Raw genomic sequence first — 18,740 nt, forward strand, 5'->3', positions numbered from 1 at the left:
GAGTGACCATTGACTCTATTTATGTGGCAACGAATGGGCTGGACTCCAATCCCGGTACGGAGGCGCGGCCGGTAGCTACGCTTGGCGAAGCGCTGAATCGCACTAGGGCAAAGAAGTTCGATGAAGCAGCAACAGCAGCTGCTGCAAAACGCATTGTCGTTCGCGGCGGACATTATTACGACGTCAGCTTGTCGCTTACTAACGAAGATGCGGGACTTCAACTTGTCGCCTATCCGGAGGAGAGCCCGATTCTGTTCGGCGGTGCTCCGGTGACATCCTGGCAGCGGGAAGGAGATTGGCTCACGACACCGCTTGCCGGCGTGCATAATCGGGAGTTGGATTTCCGCCTCATTGAAGTGGATGGAAGTTACCGACAGCGCTCGCGACTGCCGGAGCAGGGTGCATTCCGTCATTTGAACGAGTTTAAAGTAGAATGGCTGTCGACCTTCGCCGGTGGTTGGAAGCGACCGCCGAGGGAGGACGAAATGATGTCATTGCGCGTGAAACGAGAGGATGTCTCAGACTGGCTCGATACGCGTAATGCAGAACTGACCATTTATCATGAATGGGATGAGTCGCTTGTCGGTGTTGCGAGTATTCGGTCCGAAGGCGATGAAACTGACATTCAGTTCTTAGCTGCGCCGGGTCATCCGCCGGGTGCGTTCTACGAACGTAATGCCAACGCAAGAACCTATGTGGTTTGGAATGTGCGCGAGGGCTTGAAGCAGCCGGGACAATGGTACTTAGATCGATCGAACGAGAAGCTAGTCTACTGGCCGCTGCCCGGTGAGGAGGCGGATCGCATCCAGCTGATTGTGCCTTCGAAGGAGCATATCCTCTATCTGGAACCAGGAACTCAAGATGTTCGCTTGGAAGGACTAACCTTCGCTTGTGCGGCAACGCCGTTATCGGCAGGAGGCTTTGGGGCGCTCTCCGTGAGCGCCGCCATCCACGGCGAAGAAGTGCAGAAGATCGTATTCGATCGTGTAACCGTGCGGAATACAGGCGGATGGGCGTTTAATCTTAGCGGTAAAGAGATTCACCTGAACGAGTGCCACATTCATCACACCGGAGCGGGAGGCATCAAGTGGAAAGGTGAAGGGGTTCGACTGGAGCGATCAAGGATTCATGATATCGGGCTTACTTATCAGAGTTCAATCGCCGTTAATAGCGACGGAACGAATCATACCCTTGTCCATAACGAGATCTACAATACGCCTTATAGCGGGATCGCCAGCAGCAGTCCGAATACGGTGATCAGCGGCAATTTGCTGTATAACACGATGCAATTTATGAAAGACGGCTCAGCCATATATATCTGTTGGTACAGCGATCATGTGACAGTTAGCGGAAATGCGGTTTTTGCAGCGTATAACGCCTCGGAGAAGGTTCGTAGATATGCCTATTACTTAGATGAGAAATGTACGAATTGTTCCGTGCAAGACAATTTGGCCGTTAATCTCGGTGTGCCTATGCTCAGTCATATGACGCGAGATTGCAGCTTCGAGAACAATATTTTTATGGATCAAGGGCTGCAGGTGGTATCGGTATTAAATTCGTCCGGCACAAGGTTCGAACGGAATATTCTCATGGCTGACGCGATCGAAATTCATTCCCCGCAGGGGAATCCGGAAGGTTTAATCTCGGAGGAATATGACTCGCATCCCTATATGAGCACGTTCTCCACGTCGGATGGGATCGTTTCCTTCCGGAACAATATGTTGTTCAGTCGGAATCAATCGAGACGTTTCAAGCGGTTTTTTCATTATAAGGCGATCCATGAACATGAGCTGAAGGAGATTGAAGGTAACGCGTTTGCTGACCCCTTGTTAACAGGAGCCGATGCTGGCGAGTATTCGTTCGATGCGGATTCTGTGGTTTGGTCACGCGGCATACGGCCGTTATCGTTCGTTCATGTAGGCTGTGATGGACGATTTACGGAGATATTTGATCATTTTAATAATGCTGACCATAGATCATGACGAGAGGACGAATGGAAATGACAAGCAACGCGGCACCACATATGAAATGGTTTATGGACGATCGCTTCGGCCTGTTTATCCACTGGGGACTCTACGCGATTCCGGCGCGCGGCGAGTGGGTGCGCAGTTTGGAGAAACTGTCTGTAGCCGATTACGAGCCGTTCTTCGAAGAATTTAACCCAGTTAAATATAATCCGAAAGCATGGGCCAAAGCTGCAAAAGCAGCAGGGATGAAGTACGCGGTTATGACGGCAAAGCACCATGACGGCTTCTGCTTGTTCGACAGTAAGCTGACAGAATACAAAGCTGCCCATACTCCGGCAGGCAGAGATCTGATCCGCGAATATATTGAAGCATTCCGTGAAGAGGGGCTGCGCGTAGGGCTCTATTATTCCATTATCGATTGGCATCATGAAGATTATCCGCACTTTGGGGACAAAATTCATCCGATGCGCGATCACGAAGACTATCGGAATCATCGGATTGAATTCGACCGTTATCTGACATACATGCACGGACAAGTGAAGGAATTGCTTACGAATTACGGGACGATTGATGTGATGTGGTTCGACTTCTCCTACGATGACATGACCGGCGAGAAATGGAAAGCTACAGAGCTCGTGCGGATGATGCGCAGCCTGCAGCCGGACATCGTAATCGATAATCGGCTTGGCGGCGATAAGAAATCGGCCGAACCTGAAGTGTATGCAGGCGATTTTATGAGTCCGGAACAGCTGCTCCCGCCGGAAGGCGTCGTGAATGAAGCCGGCGAACCGCTGCCTTGGGAAGCGTGCATTACGTTGAATGATCACTGGGGGTATTGCGCGGGGGACAACAACTACAAATCGCCTAAGACCGTCATTCGCGGGCTGGTCGAATGCGTAAGTAAAGGCGGCAACCTGCTGCTTAATGTCGGTCCGAATGCCAAAGGCGAAATTCCGCGGCAATCCCTAGAAATTCTGGCCGAAGTCGGCCAATGGATGGATGACAACGGCGCCAGCCTGTATGGCTGCGGGCCTGCCAAGCTGGAGAAGCCCGAATGGGGCCGCTATACGCAGAATGGCAACTACCTGTATGCGCATATTTATGATCGTGGCATGGGACCGATTAACTTCCGTGGCTTGAATGGCAAAATCAAGCGCGCACGCCTGCTCGCAGACGGCACGGAGATCAAAGTAGAAACGCCTTGGAATGCTTGGGAATATCCGCATGATGCATTCATTAGCTTCACCGGTGCCTCGCTCCCGGACGAAGTGAATACGGTCGTAGAGCTGGAATTATGGGAGAACGTCTTAGATAATTAATTGCATTAATCATTCCATGGAACAGGATTAGCGTTTGAGAATCGGTTCGAGCAATAGGGGCCGATACTTACATCGTAATCCTGTTCTTCTTTTTCATAGATGTGTGGGGTATTATGGAAGAAGTGGAGGTGATTGTTATGGACGAGATCAGACCTAATCAAATATCGCGCAGAGCATTTATCGGCACTACAGGCAAGCTTGCCATTGGAGTCGTTGGCGCACTGGCAGGAACGAGCGGCTTGTTCTATTACGGAGCGATTAAGCACCGTGGGAATGGTAATGAAGGTTTGCCGCAGAGCTATGCGCTGCTCGGTGATCATAATTGGTTAATGTCATTAAATGACGTGGTGAAAATCAATTACAGCGCCATCTACGACGATGCTTGGAACTCCAAGCCGGTGAACGGAGTTGTCTATGTTGCAATTGATGATCAAGGCATGCTGCGGATCATGTCGCCTGCCTGCTCGCATCTCGGGTGTACGATTGAGCCGGCTACAGCTGCGCAGATCAATGCGGCGAAGGACAAATCGACGTACTTTAATTGTCCCTGTCATGGTGCACAATTCGATCGATTCGGAAATGCTACCTTTGCCGTAACAAGAGGCCTTGATTTATATGAACCGATCCTCTCCGGCGGCAACGTATATATGGATATTATGAAACCGATTGTGCAGCAAGACGCTCAGCGGACTTAATATCATGTAGTTGCAGTGTTGCAGAATTCCTCTTCAATCAGGTAGGATCTAATAGATGTGAGATGTAGGAGGAAATCATTGTGATCACGAAAGAAGGATATATTGAAGTACCCGGTGGGAAAGTCTGGTATGTGCAAGTAGGCAATACGGGTAAAACACCGCTCTTAGTGCTCCATGGCGGGCCCGGAAATGTACATGATCCCTTAAAATCGGCGTTAAGTGCGTTAGCGGATGAGCGTCCGGTTATTTTCTATGATCAGCTGGGCTCCGGTAATTCGGATCATCCTGAGGACCCGTCATTATGGCATACCGATCGGTTCGTAGAAGAGCTTGCTTGCATTCGCGAAGCGCTCCATCTGGATGATGTGCATGTACTTGGGCATTCCTGGGGTACGATGCTGGCATCCTCTTATTGTATAGAGCGGAGACCGACAGGAATCCGAAGCTTGATATTGTCCAGCCCTTGCTTGAGCGCGCTTCGTTGGAAACAAGATGCGGACCGTTTGCTTGCACAGCTGCCGGAAGAAATGCGGCAAGCTATTGAAGCGCATGAGGCGGAAGGGACAACGGATTCCGAAGCCTATGGGGAAGCCATTAAAGCCTATTACAATCGGCATGTATGCAGACTTGATCCTTGGCCGGACATTATGGCGGAGAGCAGACCGAAAGGGAACAAAGAAGTCTATCTGTCCATGTGGGGACCATCCGAATTTTGTCCGACCGGCAGCTTGAAGACCTACGATGTCACGGCACAGCTGCATGAAATCAATGCGCCGACATTGTTCCTTTGCGGCCGATACGATGAAGCGACTCCGGAGGCAACGCAGTATTATCATTCTCTCGTCCCGGGAGCGAAGCTGCATGTATTCGAGGAAAGCTCGCATATGGGCTATTTGGAAGAAACGGATGCCTACTTGCAAGTGGTTCGTCAATTTATTCGCGATGTAGAAGAAGAAGAAGGTAGTCATGGTCATTAATGAATCGGAGCTTCCGCTGACTCGGACGTCCATCGCTGCAGCGATGAGACAATTAGGCGTACAACCGGGAATGACGTTACTCCTTCACTCCTCGCTGAAATCATTTAACCGCTGGATTGTCGGCGGCGCTGAAGCTGTCTTACTGGGATTAGAGGATGCCATCGGCGAAGAAGGTACGCTGGTTATGCCGACGCATAGCAGTGATTTATCCGATCCTGCGTTATGGGCCAATCCCCCGGTACCGCAGGATTGGTGGCCTATCATAAGGAATGAAATGCCTGCATTCTCGCCGGATCTTACGGTAACAAGCGGGATGGGCCAGCTGGCAGAATGCTTCCGCAAACAGAATGGAACGCTCCGCAGCCGGCATCCGCAAGTTTCTTTCGCCGCGCGAGGGCCGAAGGCAGCGTTTATTACGGAAGGACATTCGCTCGAATTCGGCCTTGGCGAACACTCTCCGCTTGGCAAACTCTATGCATGCGAAGCATTCGTGCTGCTGCTTGGGGTAGGCCATGGCAATAATACTTCGCTTCATTTAAGCGAGTACCGGTCAAGCTATCCGGGCAAGAGCGAAATTACGCAAGGAGCACCGATTCAAGTGGAAGGCACCAGAGAATGGGTGACATTCCGGGATATTAACGTCAATTCGGATGACTTCACTGAGCTAGGCGCAGCGTTCGAAGCACATGCCGGCCTCTCTATGAAGTCGGCTCTCCTGGGAGAAGCTGAGGTGAAACTGATGTCGCAGCGCGAGCTTGTTGATTTCGGTATACACTGGCTTGTTAGCTTCCGGAAACAGTAGCCAAGTCTACGAGGATACGAACCGCATAAACCCCCTATCCATAAGCGGATAGGGGGTTTTGTATATATGTCAATATTAGCTTATTTTAGCGTTCCCGTTCTATTTGGAGATGTGAGGTTTTCTAGTATTTCATTTATATTACAGATGCTTGCAAGGGACTTTCTTCTCTCGATCCCACGCATATTTTCAAATATTACTAAGTAAAAATGAGTATCGCAATAAATACGAGCGAGCACATTTCGTGTGAAAAGGAAGTGTAGCCATGAGGAGTTATCAGTGGATCAAGTGGCGCAAATTCCTCATAAGGCTCACCGTCATCGTCATCATTGGCGTGTTGGTGTGGTCAGGAGGGCCCCAAGTATGGGGGATTACACTGAGCATAGTCAGTCTCCTATTCCAGCTGTTATTTGCCATGATGTTCATGATTATTCAATTCGCAGCACTGTTCTGGTTTCTCGCGAGGGGGCGAACGTATTGGATTCTGCCCGGTGAGACCGGTGCCACCTGGGATGATTACAGGGGGAATCCCGAAATCGTAGAGAATGCAAAGCGGATTGTAATCCTGCTCAAAGGGGTTAAAGAGTTCAAGGAGATGGGAGGAGAGGCGATCCGGGGATTCTTGCTATGCGGGCCTCCGGGTACAGGTAAATCCTACTTGGCACAAGTTATTGCGAATGAAGCTCAGGTTCCCTTCGCCTACGCGTCAGCGCCGAGCTTCCAGAATATGTTCTTTGGGGTCGGTAACCTCAAAGTCATGCGCATTTACAAGAAGGCTAGGAAGCTTGCCAAAATGTACGGCGCCTGTATTATCTTCATCGACGAAATTGACGCCATCGGTATGAAACGCCAAGGTGGCGCAGGTGCAATGGGCGGGATGATGGGGATGGGCGGCGGTTCAGGCCTGCTTAATGAGCTGCTCCTTCAGATGGATCCGCCGAATATCGATAATACGAGAATTGCGAAGATGATGCGTATGCTCGGGCTGCGCCGCAAGAAAGCGGATCGACCTGCCGTGCTTACGGTCGCCGCGACGAACTTGCCGGATGTGCTCGACTCCGCACTGCTGAGGCCGGGGCGGTTCGACAGACAGCTATGGATCGATACGCCGGATTATGACGGCCGTGTGGACGTCTTCCAATACTATCTCAAGAAAGTAAAGCATGATTCCTCCCTGACGCCGGAGAAGGCCGCATTGGATACGATCGGTTACAGCCCGGCTCAAATTAAGCATATCGTCAATGAAGCTGTCGTCATCGCTCATCAGCGCGGTGTCTTTGTCGCCGAATATCCGGATTTCCGCGTTGCCATGGAGACGTATGAGTGGGGACTTAAACAGCCGCTGCGATCCATGCGTCCCGATGAGAAACGAAACGTGGCTTACCATGAGGCGGGTCATGCGGTTGCCCAGTATTTGTTGAAGCCGCATGATCGGGTATGGAAAGTAACGATCGTTCGGCGCGGCAATGCGCTCGGTCTTGCTGCCACCAAGCCGACGCACGAGCGGTATAATCGAAGCGACAGTGAAATCTTGGCGAGTATTCAAGTCTGTTTGGCTGCCAGGGCGGTTGAAGAGCTGTTCTTAGGCAAGAAGCTAAATGGCGTCACTTCCGATTTGCAGCAGGCTACGAATATGGCAGGTGCCTATCTCGGAGCGGTTGGTATGGGCGATGAGTTGTTCAGCTTCCTGGCTGTCGGTTCGCAAGCGGATGCGCTTAGATCCCTGCGACCGAAAATCAACGAGCTGCTCAAGGATATGATGAATCAGGTGAAGAAGCTCGTATCGGACCATACTGATTTTGTGCATGCAATCGCGGAGCAGCTGCTGAGTCAAGAAGATCTGACCGGCGAGGAGATCGAGCAAATCTATATCCGTCTATACGATCAGGACAGACCGGATCCTTCAACTATTCGGACGATCATATTCGACCAGCCGTCTAAGAATAAAGAAGTAGAGGCACCTGTGGAATCCGAAGACGAAGACGAATTGGCCCAAGAAGAGAAGGAAGCTACAGACGAGGACGACGATACGGAGAAACCGGAAGAGTCTTAAGTGTTACGTAGTTGTGACGAAATCGCGAGAACCCAAACAAGCAACAGCTGCTCAGAAGCAGCTGTTGCTTGTTTGGTGTTGTGTTGTCAGGAAAGAGAAGCGAAAACGACAAAGGAAAATCCAGATTCAAGCACGAATGTAAATAGTAGGTGAAGCAAACAGGAAGTTCGGTGTTCTGACAGATAGGAAGCTGCGCGCAATACCGCAACATTAATCTCGTCAAGGAGGTCAAACATGTTTGTGCGATGGGGTCAACATCATAACGATTTAGAGACAATACCGTTTATTCACGATGAAGTCCGGTACAATCTGCTTCATCTTATTCACGATGAAGTCCGGTACAATCTGCTTCATCGGATTACAGAGATAAAAGATTCCATATGTATTCGATCCGATAATGGTCAGCTGCTGTTTGCGCAATCGCCGGGACAGAACGGTTGGTTATGGATGGCAAGGTCGCTGGCAGGGGATGAGGAGAAGCGGATGCTTCAAGAGCTGGTTAATCATCTGGATGGCCATTCGCTGCCAGGCATATCCGGTGCTCCGCAGACGGCGTATCCTTTTGCCGTGGAATATTCAAGGGCGAACAACTTGCGTCACTCGACTCAAATGACGATGGAGGCTTATCATTGTCCTCAGGTGAACAAGCCCTCGAATGTGAGAGGGGATGCGAGTGTCGCGACGCTGCAAGATGTTGAAGTGATTGCGCAATATCTGGCCGGATTCTCGGAGGACGCACACGGAAGAACAGTCGATCCGGAGAGCCAGCTGGAGTCAGCTCGGGGGTTGGTTGCTTCGCGCAAGCTGTATTTGTGGCGCGTTGATGGTGAAGCGGTTTCTATGGCTAATATAGCTCATCGTTCGCGGAGACACGGTCGTATTAACGCTGTATTCACGCCGCTGCGGCTGCGGAAGAAAGGTTACGCAAGTGCGGTTGTTGCTGCCGTCACCGAGCAGTTATTACAGGAGAATTTAACTCCGATGCTGTATGCCGATTTACGTAATCCCAGCGCTAACAAGGTATATCGAAACATCGGCTTCATGCCAAACGGCCAAATTTCGGATATCGGATTCAGTCCGAACTAAATATATGGTTTGCAATAAGGCATCTCGATCCTAGTAAAGGATGGTCGAGGTGTCTTTTAATATGTCCATACGATCGCCCTTGCAACTGCCGGGAGAGAAGCATAGATATAAGAAAGGATTGAAGAAGCTACCTTGGCTGATTAAAGGGGGAAGCAGCGCGGACATATGGTTACGATAAGCCTTTGCATGATCGTGCGTGACGAAGAGTTGGCATTGGAACGATGCCTATTAACCATTCATGATATTGTCGATGAGATTAACATCATTGATACCGGATCCATTGACCGTACGAAACAAATTGCACGGAAGTATACGGACAATTTTTATGATTTTGGTTGGATAGATGACTTCGCTGCTGCGCGCAACTTCGCCTTTCAGACAGCAACGAAGGATTATATATTATGGCTGGATGCCGATGACACCATCGAAGAAGAAGATCGGATCCGCTTTAAGCTTCTGAAGCAAGCACTAACGACCGCTGTTGACAGAGTGACGATGCCCTACAATCTTGGATTTGATCATGCAGGCAACGTAACGTCCAGTTTAAGGCGCAATCGACTTGTCCGAAGGGAATGCCAATTTCAGTGGATTGGACCTGTTCATGAGTATTTGAATGCTTGGGGGCCGGTACTGGATAGTGATGTTTGTATCACGCATAAGAAAGAGAAAACATACACCGATCGGAATCTGCAAATCTATCAGAAGCGTCAGAAGGCCGGCGAGGAATTCTCCATTCGAGACTTGTATTACTATGCCAATGAGCTTCGTGACCATCGCATGGATGCAGAGGCCGTCGTTTATTATGACAAGATGCTAAGTTCCGGCCAAGGATGGATAGAAGACAACATCCAGGCATGCCTCAAGATGTCGGAATGTTATCAACGACTGGCAAACAAGGAATTGCAGTTCCATTCCCTCACTCGCGCGCTCCTATACGAACGTCCACGACCCGATGTGTCCTGTGCACTTGGAGCTTATTTTCTCGAGGAGAAACAATACGAAACCGCGATCTTCTGGTATCGCCAAGCAACGGAAGTCACTCAGCCCGCGACGATGGGAATGGTGAACAACGCAACCTCGACTTGGTTCCCGCATCTGCAGCTCTGTTTGTGTTATGACAGGCTAGGGCAGTATGAGGCTGCATTTGCTCATAATGAGACTGCGCTGCGTTACAATCCGTCACATCCGAGTTTATTGTATAATCGCGATTATTTTAAGGATGTTCGCAAGCTCGGCGGGACGTCTTAAGCGAAGGAGGTAGTGGCAAATGACAGATAGACTGGGGAGGATAACACTCTCTATGGTTGTGCGAAACGAAGCAGGACGTTATCTTCGCAGAGCGCTCTTGCAGCATCGTGAGTTTATAGATGCAGCCGTCATTATCGATGACTGCAGCGACGATGAGACCGTTGCGATTTGTATGGAAATGCTGGCGGGCTTACCGCTCAGAATTGTGAGCAACCAACGTTCGGAGTTTAGCAACGAGATCGAGCTTCGCAAACAGCAATGGCAAGAAACGGTGGCTACGAATCCAGAGTGGATTCTTAATCTGGACGCCGATGAAATCTTCGAAACGAATATGCGTGATTATGTGCCGGCCATGGTGAATCAGCATGTGGTCGATACGTTTGGGTTCCGCTTATACGATATGTGGAGTGAAACTCATTACAGGGAAGACAGCTACTGGCAGGCTCACCTCTTCTATCGTCCGTTCCTGGTTCGATATCGGCCGGACATCGATTACAGATGGAAGGAAACACCGCAGCACTGTGGCCGCTTCCCTCTCAATGTACTCGAATTTCCTTTCTGCATCCACGAAGCGAGGTTGAAGCATTACGGCTGGGCGACTCCGGAAGATCGACAAAACAAATACAATAGATATATGCAGCTTGATCCCGATGCCCGTTATGGGTGGAGAGAGCAATATGATTCCATTCTCGACCAGGCACCTCCGCTTAAGGAATGGACGGATTAAGGAGAGTGACTTTGTTGAGCAAGAAGCGCGTGCTGATCGCAAGTCCCGTCAATCAGGTCAGGATTATCTTGGAACCCTTCTTGGAATCGTTGATGACACTTGCGAAGAGCGAACTCATCGTTTCGTATTTGTTTATCGACGATAACCAGGATCCGGCCTCCGGCCTCCTCTTGCAGCAGTTTCAACAGACGGCAGGGAACACCGAGCTTCTGCGTTACTCGAATCTCACTTTCCCGGACGCCCGAGTTCATTTCTATCATAAGGACGAGAATACCCATTATTGGAAAGAAGATTTGATTTGGAAGGTCGCAGACATGAAGGACTATATGATCCGAAAGGCGATCGAGCAACAGTTCGATTACATCTTCCTGATCGATTCCGATCTCGTCCTGCATCCCGGCACGTTGGAACAGCTTGTCCTGGCACAGCGGGATGTGATCTCCAATGTCTTCTGGACGAAGTGGGATCGAAGCGGGATGGAGCTTCCTCAGGTGTGGTTGTCGGATGAATACATCCTATACGATAAGAAGCGAGAGGAACATTTGCTGCCAACCGAAATTACGGCCCGCACGCAGCAGTTTATAGAGCGACTTTGGGTACCTGGTGTATATGAGGTAGGTGGTTTGGGCGCATGCACGTTGATCAGTCGGCATGCTCTTAGCGCGGGGCTTCGATTTGCCAAAATACCTAATCTGAATTTCTGGGGCGAAGATCGACATTTCTGTATTCGGGCAGCAGCCATGGGCTTTCCTTTGTATGTAGATACTCATTATCCGGCGTATCACATCTATCGAGAGGCGAATTTGACTGGATTGGAAGCTTTTGCGGCAAATGGGTATCGAACGATGCGCGACCGATTAGGGAATGCGCATTGGCTGCAGCAGCAAGAATGTTATGATCTGGCTTGCGTGCAATATGAGGCTTATTTGGATGAGAAGCTCGGATTACCCGAGCAGATGCTCGGCGCGGCCAAGAGCCTTGCAGCTTGCTGGGAGAAATTAGGGGAAACCGATAATCAAGTTAAGACGCTGCGCCGTGCGCTTGAATTAGGAGGACTTCCGCAGCCAGACTGTTATTGCCAGCTCGGAGCCGTACATGTGGAACGGAAGGAATGGCAGCAAGCGATCGAGGCTTACACGGCTGCCGCGAACATGAGCGACAAAGATATGCCGCTTGAACTATGGAACACGTATTGCACATGGCTCCCTCATTTGCAGCTTAGTTTATGCTATGACCGTCTGGGGTTGCTAGAGGCTGGAAACCGACACAATGAAATTGCTTATTCCTATCATCCGGATCATCCTGCTATCCTGTACAATAAAGCTTACTTTACAGAGGTGTTGAAGAGTTAGAATGGCAACGATTAAGGCGACGTTCACCGCGTATATGGCGGTAAGCGTCGCCTTCTGTTATTCAGATGTTCTTCGCTTCTTCAGCAACACGCGGAAACAACTCAGGCCGCCCCATTGCTCGGTGTATAGGACATTTGCCGGCAATGTCGTATCAATGGAGCCAACAAATTCAAAACCTGTTAGCATCATGATCATTTGAAAGAATGCAAAATCGACGGTCGGGTAATCCAGTGTAATTACGACTGCGCCGTCATCTTTCAGTGTGCGATGAAATTCATGCATGGCAAGAAGTGCGTCTGATGGGCTTAAATGCTCCATCACAGAGATGCAAAATATTCTGTCAAAGAAGCGGTCACTGTATGGAAGCTCAGTCAGGTTTGCTTGCTGAAGATGGATTCTTGAGCGGAATTGCGAGTCGATTAACTTAGCTGCCTCATCGCCGATATCTGTGCGGACTCCTTCTACGATGTTGTCAAAGGAGGTTATAAGCGGATCCCAATCGCAGGCATAGGTTTGTTTGCAATGCCGTGCCAAGTAAAACTTAAAGGGGTGTGAAATGCCGCAAGCGGCATCCAGTACAATGTCATCGGCTTCGGCAAAAGCAGAGCACCACCGATATTCATAAGGTCGGCTCCACCAGGAGCTCGGAAGCGGGAAGACGATTTCGCTGGCATAAGGATCACTCTCCAGTATGAACCTGGATGTGAGGTCAGACGGAGGCAGATGCTTCAAGCGTTCACACTCCTTCTCGGACGATCATTCTGATATTGCTGATAGTGTATGAGTGATAGGTTCGTTTGTGTACAGCCGTTTGCGGAGCATTTCGAAAGACTTTCGTAACATTTGGGAAAGGGTCAGGTATGGTTTCTCCATTACGATTAGAGCAATGAATGAGTGATGGAGGGGTTGCACGATGAACGAACCTATTGTTGAGGTCCATAATCTAACGAAGCAAATACGCGGAAAAACGATCGTGCATCATCTTAACTTTCAGCTAAACCGCGGCGAAGTGTTTGGTTTACTCGGACCTAACGGAGCGGGCAAAACGACAACGATTCGCATGATGGTTGGCTTAATAGCCATGAGCGATGGCGATGTCCGAATTGGCGGGAGCAGCATTCGAAGTCAGTTTAAGGAAGCGATTCGGCATGTCGGCGCAATCGTGGAGAACCCTGAGCTGTATAAGCATCTCACAGGATTGCAGAATTTGATGCAATATGCCCGCATGGGCGATGGGATTACGCTGAGACGGATCGAGGAGGTTGTCGCACTGGTGGGACTCCCTTCTCGCATCCAAGACAAAGTGAAAACCTATTCGCTGGGCATGCGCCAACGACTAGGCATCGCGCAAGCGCTGCTGCACAAGCCGGCCGTACTCATACTCGATGAACCGACCAACGGCCTTGATCCCGCAGGGATCCGCGAGATGAGGCGACTCGTTCGTAAGCTTGCTCATGAAGAGGGCATCGCGGTTATGGTTTCGTCACATTTGCTCGCTGAGATGGAGCAGCTGTGTGATCGATTCGGCGTCATGGTGGATGGCCGACTGCACGCGACCTTTGCGCTGGAGGATCTGACCCATTCACAAACTTTAGAAGAGAAATACATGCAGCTGACGGAGGGCGAAAATCATGCAACAAGTAGTACGCAAACTGCTCGTTAACGAACTGCATAAGCTTTATACGCGGATGGGGACCAAGATCATGGTTCTGCTCGTTCCTGTGATGGCAATTGCTGCGGGACTGCTTTGTTTCTATTCAAGCGAGCAGGAGATTCAAGTAAAGGATGCATGGGAGTTTCTCGATCTGGTCTTAACCGCGATTCCGAACCTCATGGATATTGTGACCTTGTGTACGATTATTGTTGGGGCAGGCATCGTCGCGTCTGAATTCTCCGGCGGTACCATCAAGCTGCTGCTCATTCGACCTTATAGTCGTTCGCAAATCTTACTGGCCAAATACGCAGCGATGCTCTTGTTCGGACTATCGCTCGCACTAGTCATGTTGGTTACAGCTTTGATCACCGGCGGTTTATTGTTCGGTTTCGGAGCTGGTGATCCTGCAGAAGGTGTTCTGGGTAACTTGTTGAAAGCAGCAGCCTATGGCGGAGTTGAGCTTGTGGTTATGGCGACATTCGCTTTCATGATCTCATCCGTTCTTCGCTCAAGCGCAGTCGCGATCGGAGTATCGATCTTCTTCCTGCTGAGCGGACGGCAGCTTGCCTATATGCTGAAATCATTCGGCTGGACCAAATATCTGCTGTTTGCCAATCTGGATTTATATTCGTATACGGCGGGTAGACCGTTCCTCAGCGATATGACGTTGATCTTCTCGCTGCTCATTCTGGCAGGTTATACGGCCTTATTCGGTATTTTCGCATGGGGCGTATTTGCGAAGCGGGATGTCGCGAACTGACGATTCAGCTCTGACTGTTCATGGATTGGCAGAAAACGGTATACTGGTAGCAACTAATAGCCAAGGTGGTAGCAGCATGCAAAGTCAACTTTTACTCATAGAGGATGATTACGCGATAGCAGATATGGTTCAGCGGCATTTGTCCAAGGAAGGCTTTGTCATCCGCCATGCGGCAGATGGGGAAGAAGCAATTCGGCTGCTGACTAACGAAACGTATCAGCTCATCCTGCTTGATCTGATGCTGCCAGGCGTCGATGGCATGGAAGTACTGCGTCACGTGAGGGGAAGCAGCACCGTACCGGTCTTGATTCTCTCTGCCAAAGACAGCGATGTGGATAAGGCGCTCGGGCTCGGGTTTGGAGCGGATGATTATTTGGCCAAGCCGTTCTCGCTTATTGAACTTACTGCCAGGGTGAAAGCGGCGCTGAGAAGAGCATCGCAATATGCAGGTACAGCATCGGTTACCGCACAGCAGCAGGTGCTTCGCGTTCATGAGCTGACGCTGCATACCGAAGAGCATCTGGTGATGAAACGCGATCATCCCATTAATCTAACGGCCAAAGAGCTGCTCATTCTGAAGCTGTTGATGACGTATCCGAAACGTGCGTTTTCGAAAGAACAAATTTATCGTGCGGTGTGGAATGATGATTATTTGAACGACGTAAATGCGATCCAGGTTCATATATCACGCCTTCGGGACAAGATCGAGGACGAGCCCGCCAGTCCGAAATACATTAAGACGGTATGGGGGATCGGCTACAAAATGGGGGAGTTCCAGCATGATGCTTGATCTTGTGCTCGTTCTAGCCGGACTTGTGCTGGCTCTGCTTGTGCTCGTTCTTATGCTGCTCAAGCGTGGAAGGGCTCTCACTCATGATCTTCGTTATGTGCAGCACAAACTAAATGCCATTATCGATCAGGATTCCACGGAGAAGGTGCTTCGGCATACGGAGGCCAGGCAGGTTCAAGAGCTGCTTATTGCTGTAAATCGACTACTTGATGCCAATCGGAAAACAAAGTCAGATTACATCCGGATGGAGAATGCGCTGAAGAAAATGATCGCCAACATGTCGCATGATTTGAAGACACCGCTGACGGTCGTACTTGGATTGACAGAGACGATGGCGCGGGGGACATCGGCGGATGATCCCGGCGAACAACGCAGACTCTCCCTTAAGGTTCATGAGAAAACGCTCGATATCATCAATCTGACGAATCAGTTCTTCGATCTGGCTAGGCTGGAATCCGGTGATCGACCCGTTCCGTTGTCCAAAATCAACCTAAGCAGCTCCTGTCGCAGCAGCATCCTGTTCTATTATGAGGAAATTGAGTCACAGGGATTGCAAGTGGAGGCTGATATTCCGGAGGAGCCGATTTATGTCTATGGGAATGAAGACGCGATTGGACGTGTATTACATAATCTCTTATCTAATGCCATAAGGTACGGTCATGATGGCGGAATTGTCGGAATTGCGATCGTTGAGCAAGGAGATCATGTGCTTATTGAGGTATGGGATCGCGGGAAAGGAATTCGGCAGCAGGATCAAGCGAGTGTATTCGACCGGCTGTATACGTTGTCGGATTCCAGAAATCAATCGCACCAAGGAAGCGGTCTCGGTTTAACGATTTCGAAACGGCTTGCGGAGCTGATGGAAGCGGAAATTTCGCTTAAGAGTGTGCCGAATGAGAGGACGGTTTTCACGATTCGATTCATGAAAGTCCGTTTCTAAGGAGGGGGAAACACGCATGAGCATAATCATGCAAACGAAGCAGCTATCAAAGACCTATAAGAAGAAAGAAGTCATCTCAGGCGTAAACATGAGCGTGCGGCAAGGGGAAATCTATGGATTTCTCGGACCGAACGGAGCCGGCAAAACAACCGTCATGCGTATGGTGACAGGACTTGTGCAGGCGACAAGCGGCGAAATCGAGCTGTTTGGCGAGAAGCAAACACCGGGGTCCTATGAATGGATGAAACGGATGGGCAGCATTATTGAATATCCCATCTTCTATGACCACCTGTCTGCACATGCCAATCTGGAGCTGCACTGCGAGTACATGGGCTATTATGACAAAGCTGCGATCGTAAACGCGCTGGAGCTGACCGGGTTATCCGATGTTGATCGGAGAAAGCCGGTCAACCATTTCTCGCTTGGCATGAAACAGCGACTTGGGATTGCCCGTGCGATATGCACGAAACCGGAGCTGCTCATCCTCGATGAGCCGGTTAATGGCATGGACCCGTCAGGAATCAGGGAGCTGCGGGATCTGTTTCGGATGCTCAGCAAGGAGTATGGGATGACGCTGTTGATCTCCAGTCATATTTTGCAGGAAATCGAGCAGTTGGCGGATACGATTGGCGTAATCAATCATGGGCGGCTGATCGAAGAAGTGTCCATGGAGCGGGTAAGAGAAAGGCAGAATGAATACGTGGAAGTAACGGTCACGGACAGCAAGCAGGCGGTGCTTGTTCTGGAAGACAAGCTGTCCATCGCCAACTATAAAGTGATGGGGCAGGGGGCAATTCGCATCTATGACTCCGGCGTAACACCTGTGGAGCTGAATCGACTGTTGGTACAGCACGACATCGGCGTTGAGTCGCTGAACAAGAAGTCGCGTTCGCTGGAAGAGTATTTCCTCGGATTGATCGAAGGAGGCAGCGGGCATGTTATGGAAGCTGATCAAGCTGGAGCTTAAGAAGACGCGATGGCGCGGACTGCTGCTCTCTGCCGTGGTTACGATTCTGATGCTGGTGCTTTGGGTGGTAGGCAGCGATATCCCTAATAATGATGTCGATTCGTATGATCGCGCTTTTCAAAGCATTATGAATTACGTGGGCATTACGTTTGTAATCTTCGCATCCGTGTTGATGTCGAGAATGGTCATTGATGAATATCGCAACAAAACGGTGACGATTCTGTTCGTATATCCGGTGTCACGCAACATGGTCTTCGTGGCTAAATTGATTATTATCGGCGTCTGGACTTTTCTGACGGTCATTATCGGACATCTTGTGGTTTCAGGTGCGCTGTTGGTTGCCAATTCCCATTATCACTATATTACCGAGCCGTTAACGAGAGATCGGCTCTGGGAGGAAGCAGTGCGAATCATCATTATTGCGGTTATCGCTGCCGGGTTGTCCCTCGTTCCGCTCTTCTTCGGTATGCTTCGCAAGACGATGCCGGCGCTGATCATCAGTTCGTTTATCATCTCCAATTCGGGGATGGTCGTTATGAATAACGATGTCCTGTATCAGAGCCTGCAGTCCATGTCGATACTGGCTTTGGTCAGCGTTGGTTTCGGTTCATTCATGGCTTATTTGGGGGTAAGGCGGAGCGGAGAGTTATAGGGAGTAGGGTAATCAAATAAGCCGGAGAGTATCGCTCGCCTTGTGATCCATCGATTACATGAGCGAGTCAAATACCCTCCGGCACAAATGCATGAATGTATTAGAGCTGATCTGTCAGCCAATTCGCGCTGTTGCGGATCAATTGTCGGCAGGCCGGATGCAGGAAAGAGGGCTTATGATGCCCGGGCATCAGATAGACCAACCTGCCTCGACCGCGGTTAGCGGTCCAAGCGGCCGGATAACGTTGACCTTCCATTGCATATTCCATCAACACGCTGACGCTGCTTGCCGGATGAAATTCGAACCTGTACGGCTCTTCTTCAAGGAAGAAGGGGACGACGCCACTTGTGACGGGATGCTCCGTATCGGAGAAATGAAATTCAAGGCTTTGATAGTCCGGATGTCCGGTGAAGCGCGCACCGATGAGCTCGACGCATTCCTCTCGGGACTGAAGCGAGATTCCGTTATGGATAACCAGCAGACTGCCTCCTTGATGTACATATTGCATCAAAGCAGCAGCTTGGTCCGTTTCAATTGGTGAGCTCCAACAGTCCGTGTAGGAGATAAACAGATCGCAGGCATGCAGAATATCGACATCCAATGTATTGTAATTATCGGTGTAACTGATTTCATATTGTTCCTCGCCAAGAATGGCAGAGAGTTCCTCTTGAATGTTGATCAGTGGATGGTAAGGCGCCTTTGCATTATCGCCAAGCACGAGCACATGCTTCCGAGTATTTACAGTCATCGCATT

Annotated in this window: 16 protein-coding genes and 2 pseudogenes; 16 read left to right on the forward strand and 2 right to left on the reverse strand. The window is 50.1% G+C overall.

Annotated elements, in window-relative coordinates:
* Positions 1–2 precede the first annotated feature (2 nt).
* The 10 genes from AC0YNS_RS03905 (at position 3) to AC0YNS_RS03950 (ending at position 12,223) form a co-directional block, all read left to right on the forward strand.
* Complete coding sequence (locus tag AC0YNS_RS03905) at positions 3–1,982, forward strand: right-handed parallel beta-helix repeat-containing protein (RefSeq protein ID WP_475779700.1); 1,980 nt, start codon at positions 3–5, stop codon at positions 1,980–1,982.
* A 17-nt stretch (positions 1,983–1,999) separates the two neighbouring features.
* The gene (locus tag AC0YNS_RS03910; RefSeq protein WP_475779701.1) at positions 2,000–3,286 is read left to right on the forward strand and encodes an alpha-L-fucosidase; all 1,287 of its coding nucleotides are present in this window, start codon (positions 2,000–2,002) and stop codon (positions 3,284–3,286) included.
* Between the two features lie 137 nt (positions 3,287–3,423).
* On the forward strand, positions 3,424–3,981 hold the full coding sequence (locus AC0YNS_RS03915; protein ID WP_475779702.1) for a QcrA and Rieske domain-containing protein: 558 nt from the start codon (positions 3,424–3,426) through the stop codon (positions 3,979–3,981).
* Between the two features lie 80 nt (positions 3,982–4,061).
* Positions 4,062–4,958 carry a proline iminopeptidase-family hydrolase gene (locus AC0YNS_RS03920; RefSeq protein ID WP_475779703.1) on the forward strand — a complete coding sequence of 299 codons (897 nt, stop codon included), beginning with the start codon at positions 4,062–4,064 and terminating at the stop codon, positions 4,956–4,958.
* Complete coding sequence (locus tag AC0YNS_RS03925; RefSeq protein ID WP_475779704.1) at positions 4,948–5,760, forward strand: AAC(3) family N-acetyltransferase; 813 nt, start codon at positions 4,948–4,950, stop codon at positions 5,758–5,760. Before AC0YNS_RS03920 ends, AC0YNS_RS03925 begins: the two co-directional genes overlap by 11 nt.
* A gap of 262 nt (positions 5,761–6,022) precedes the next feature.
* A complete protein-coding gene (locus AC0YNS_RS03930; RefSeq protein WP_475779705.1) occupies positions 6,023–7,810 on the forward strand; it encodes an AAA family ATPase in 1,788 nt (595 codons plus the stop codon).
* Between the two features lie 234 nt (positions 7,811–8,044).
* Positions 8,045–8,896 carry a GNAT family N-acetyltransferase gene (locus tag AC0YNS_RS03935; protein WP_475779706.1) on the forward strand — a complete coding sequence of 284 codons (852 nt, stop codon included), beginning with the start codon at positions 8,045–8,047 and terminating at the stop codon, positions 8,894–8,896.
* A gap of 165 nt (positions 8,897–9,061) precedes the next feature.
* The gene (locus tag AC0YNS_RS03940; protein WP_475779707.1) at positions 9,062–10,144 is read left to right on the forward strand and encodes a glycosyltransferase; all 1,083 of its coding nucleotides are present in this window, start codon (positions 9,062–9,064) and stop codon (positions 10,142–10,144) included.
* Between the two features lie 19 nt (positions 10,145–10,163).
* Entirely contained in the window at positions 10,164–10,871 is a 708-nt protein-coding gene (locus AC0YNS_RS03945) for a glycosyltransferase family 2 protein (RefSeq protein ID WP_475779708.1), read from the forward strand.
* 14 nt (positions 10,872–10,885) lie between these two features.
* Entirely contained in the window at positions 10,886–12,223 is a 1,338-nt protein-coding gene (locus AC0YNS_RS03950) for a hypothetical protein (protein WP_475779709.1), read from the forward strand.
* Between the two features lie 57 nt (positions 12,224–12,280).
* Here AC0YNS_RS03950 and AC0YNS_RS03955 read toward each other — a convergent pair whose 3' ends face one another.
* Positions 12,281–12,955, reverse strand: coding sequence for a class I SAM-dependent methyltransferase (locus tag AC0YNS_RS03955; protein ID WP_475779710.1), 675 nt, complete (start codon positions 12,953–12,955; stop codon positions 12,281–12,283).
* 181 nt (positions 12,956–13,136) lie between these two features.
* Between AC0YNS_RS03955 and AC0YNS_RS03960 the strand changes: the two are divergent.
* The 6 genes and pseudogenes from AC0YNS_RS03960 to AC0YNS_RS03985 all read left to right on the forward strand — a co-directional run.
* Positions 13,137–13,772, forward strand: a pseudogene (locus AC0YNS_RS03960) (ABC transporter ATP-binding protein); the annotation flags it as partial.
* 163 nt (positions 13,773–13,935) lie between these two features.
* Positions 13,936–14,637: pseudogene (locus AC0YNS_RS03965) on the forward strand (ABC transporter permease); the annotation flags it as partial.
* Positions 14,638–14,713: 76 nt separating this feature from the next.
* Complete coding sequence (locus AC0YNS_RS03970) at positions 14,714–15,427, forward strand: response regulator transcription factor (RefSeq protein ID WP_475779711.1); 714 nt, start codon at positions 14,714–14,716, stop codon at positions 15,425–15,427.
* Positions 15,417–16,367 carry a sensor histidine kinase gene (locus AC0YNS_RS03975; RefSeq protein WP_475779712.1) on the forward strand — a complete coding sequence of 317 codons (951 nt, stop codon included), beginning with the start codon at positions 15,417–15,419 and terminating at the stop codon, positions 16,365–16,367. The genes AC0YNS_RS03970 and AC0YNS_RS03975 overlap by 11 nt, the downstream gene beginning before the upstream one ends.
* Before the next feature lie 16 nt (positions 16,368–16,383).
* The gene (locus tag AC0YNS_RS03980) at positions 16,384–17,334 is read left to right on the forward strand and encodes an ATP-binding cassette domain-containing protein (RefSeq protein ID WP_475779713.1); all 951 of its coding nucleotides are present in this window, start codon (positions 16,384–16,386) and stop codon (positions 17,332–17,334) included.
* Positions 17,303–17,986: an ABC transporter permease gene (locus AC0YNS_RS03985; protein WP_475779714.1), complete on the forward strand. Its 684-nt coding sequence runs from the start codon at positions 17,303–17,305 to the stop codon at positions 17,984–17,986. The genes AC0YNS_RS03980 and AC0YNS_RS03985 overlap by 32 nt, the downstream gene beginning before the upstream one ends.
* Before the next feature lie 100 nt (positions 17,987–18,086).
* On the opposite strand, the gene AC0YNS_RS03990 is transcribed toward AC0YNS_RS03985, so the two are convergent.
* Positions 18,087–18,734 carry a ThuA domain-containing protein gene (locus tag AC0YNS_RS03990; RefSeq protein WP_475779715.1) on the reverse strand — a complete coding sequence of 216 codons (648 nt, stop codon included), beginning with the start codon at positions 18,732–18,734 and terminating at the stop codon, positions 18,087–18,089.
* Positions 18,735–18,740 lie beyond the last annotated feature (6 nt).

This window comes from Paenibacillus sp. J22FR21 (genome assembly GCF_056269135.1).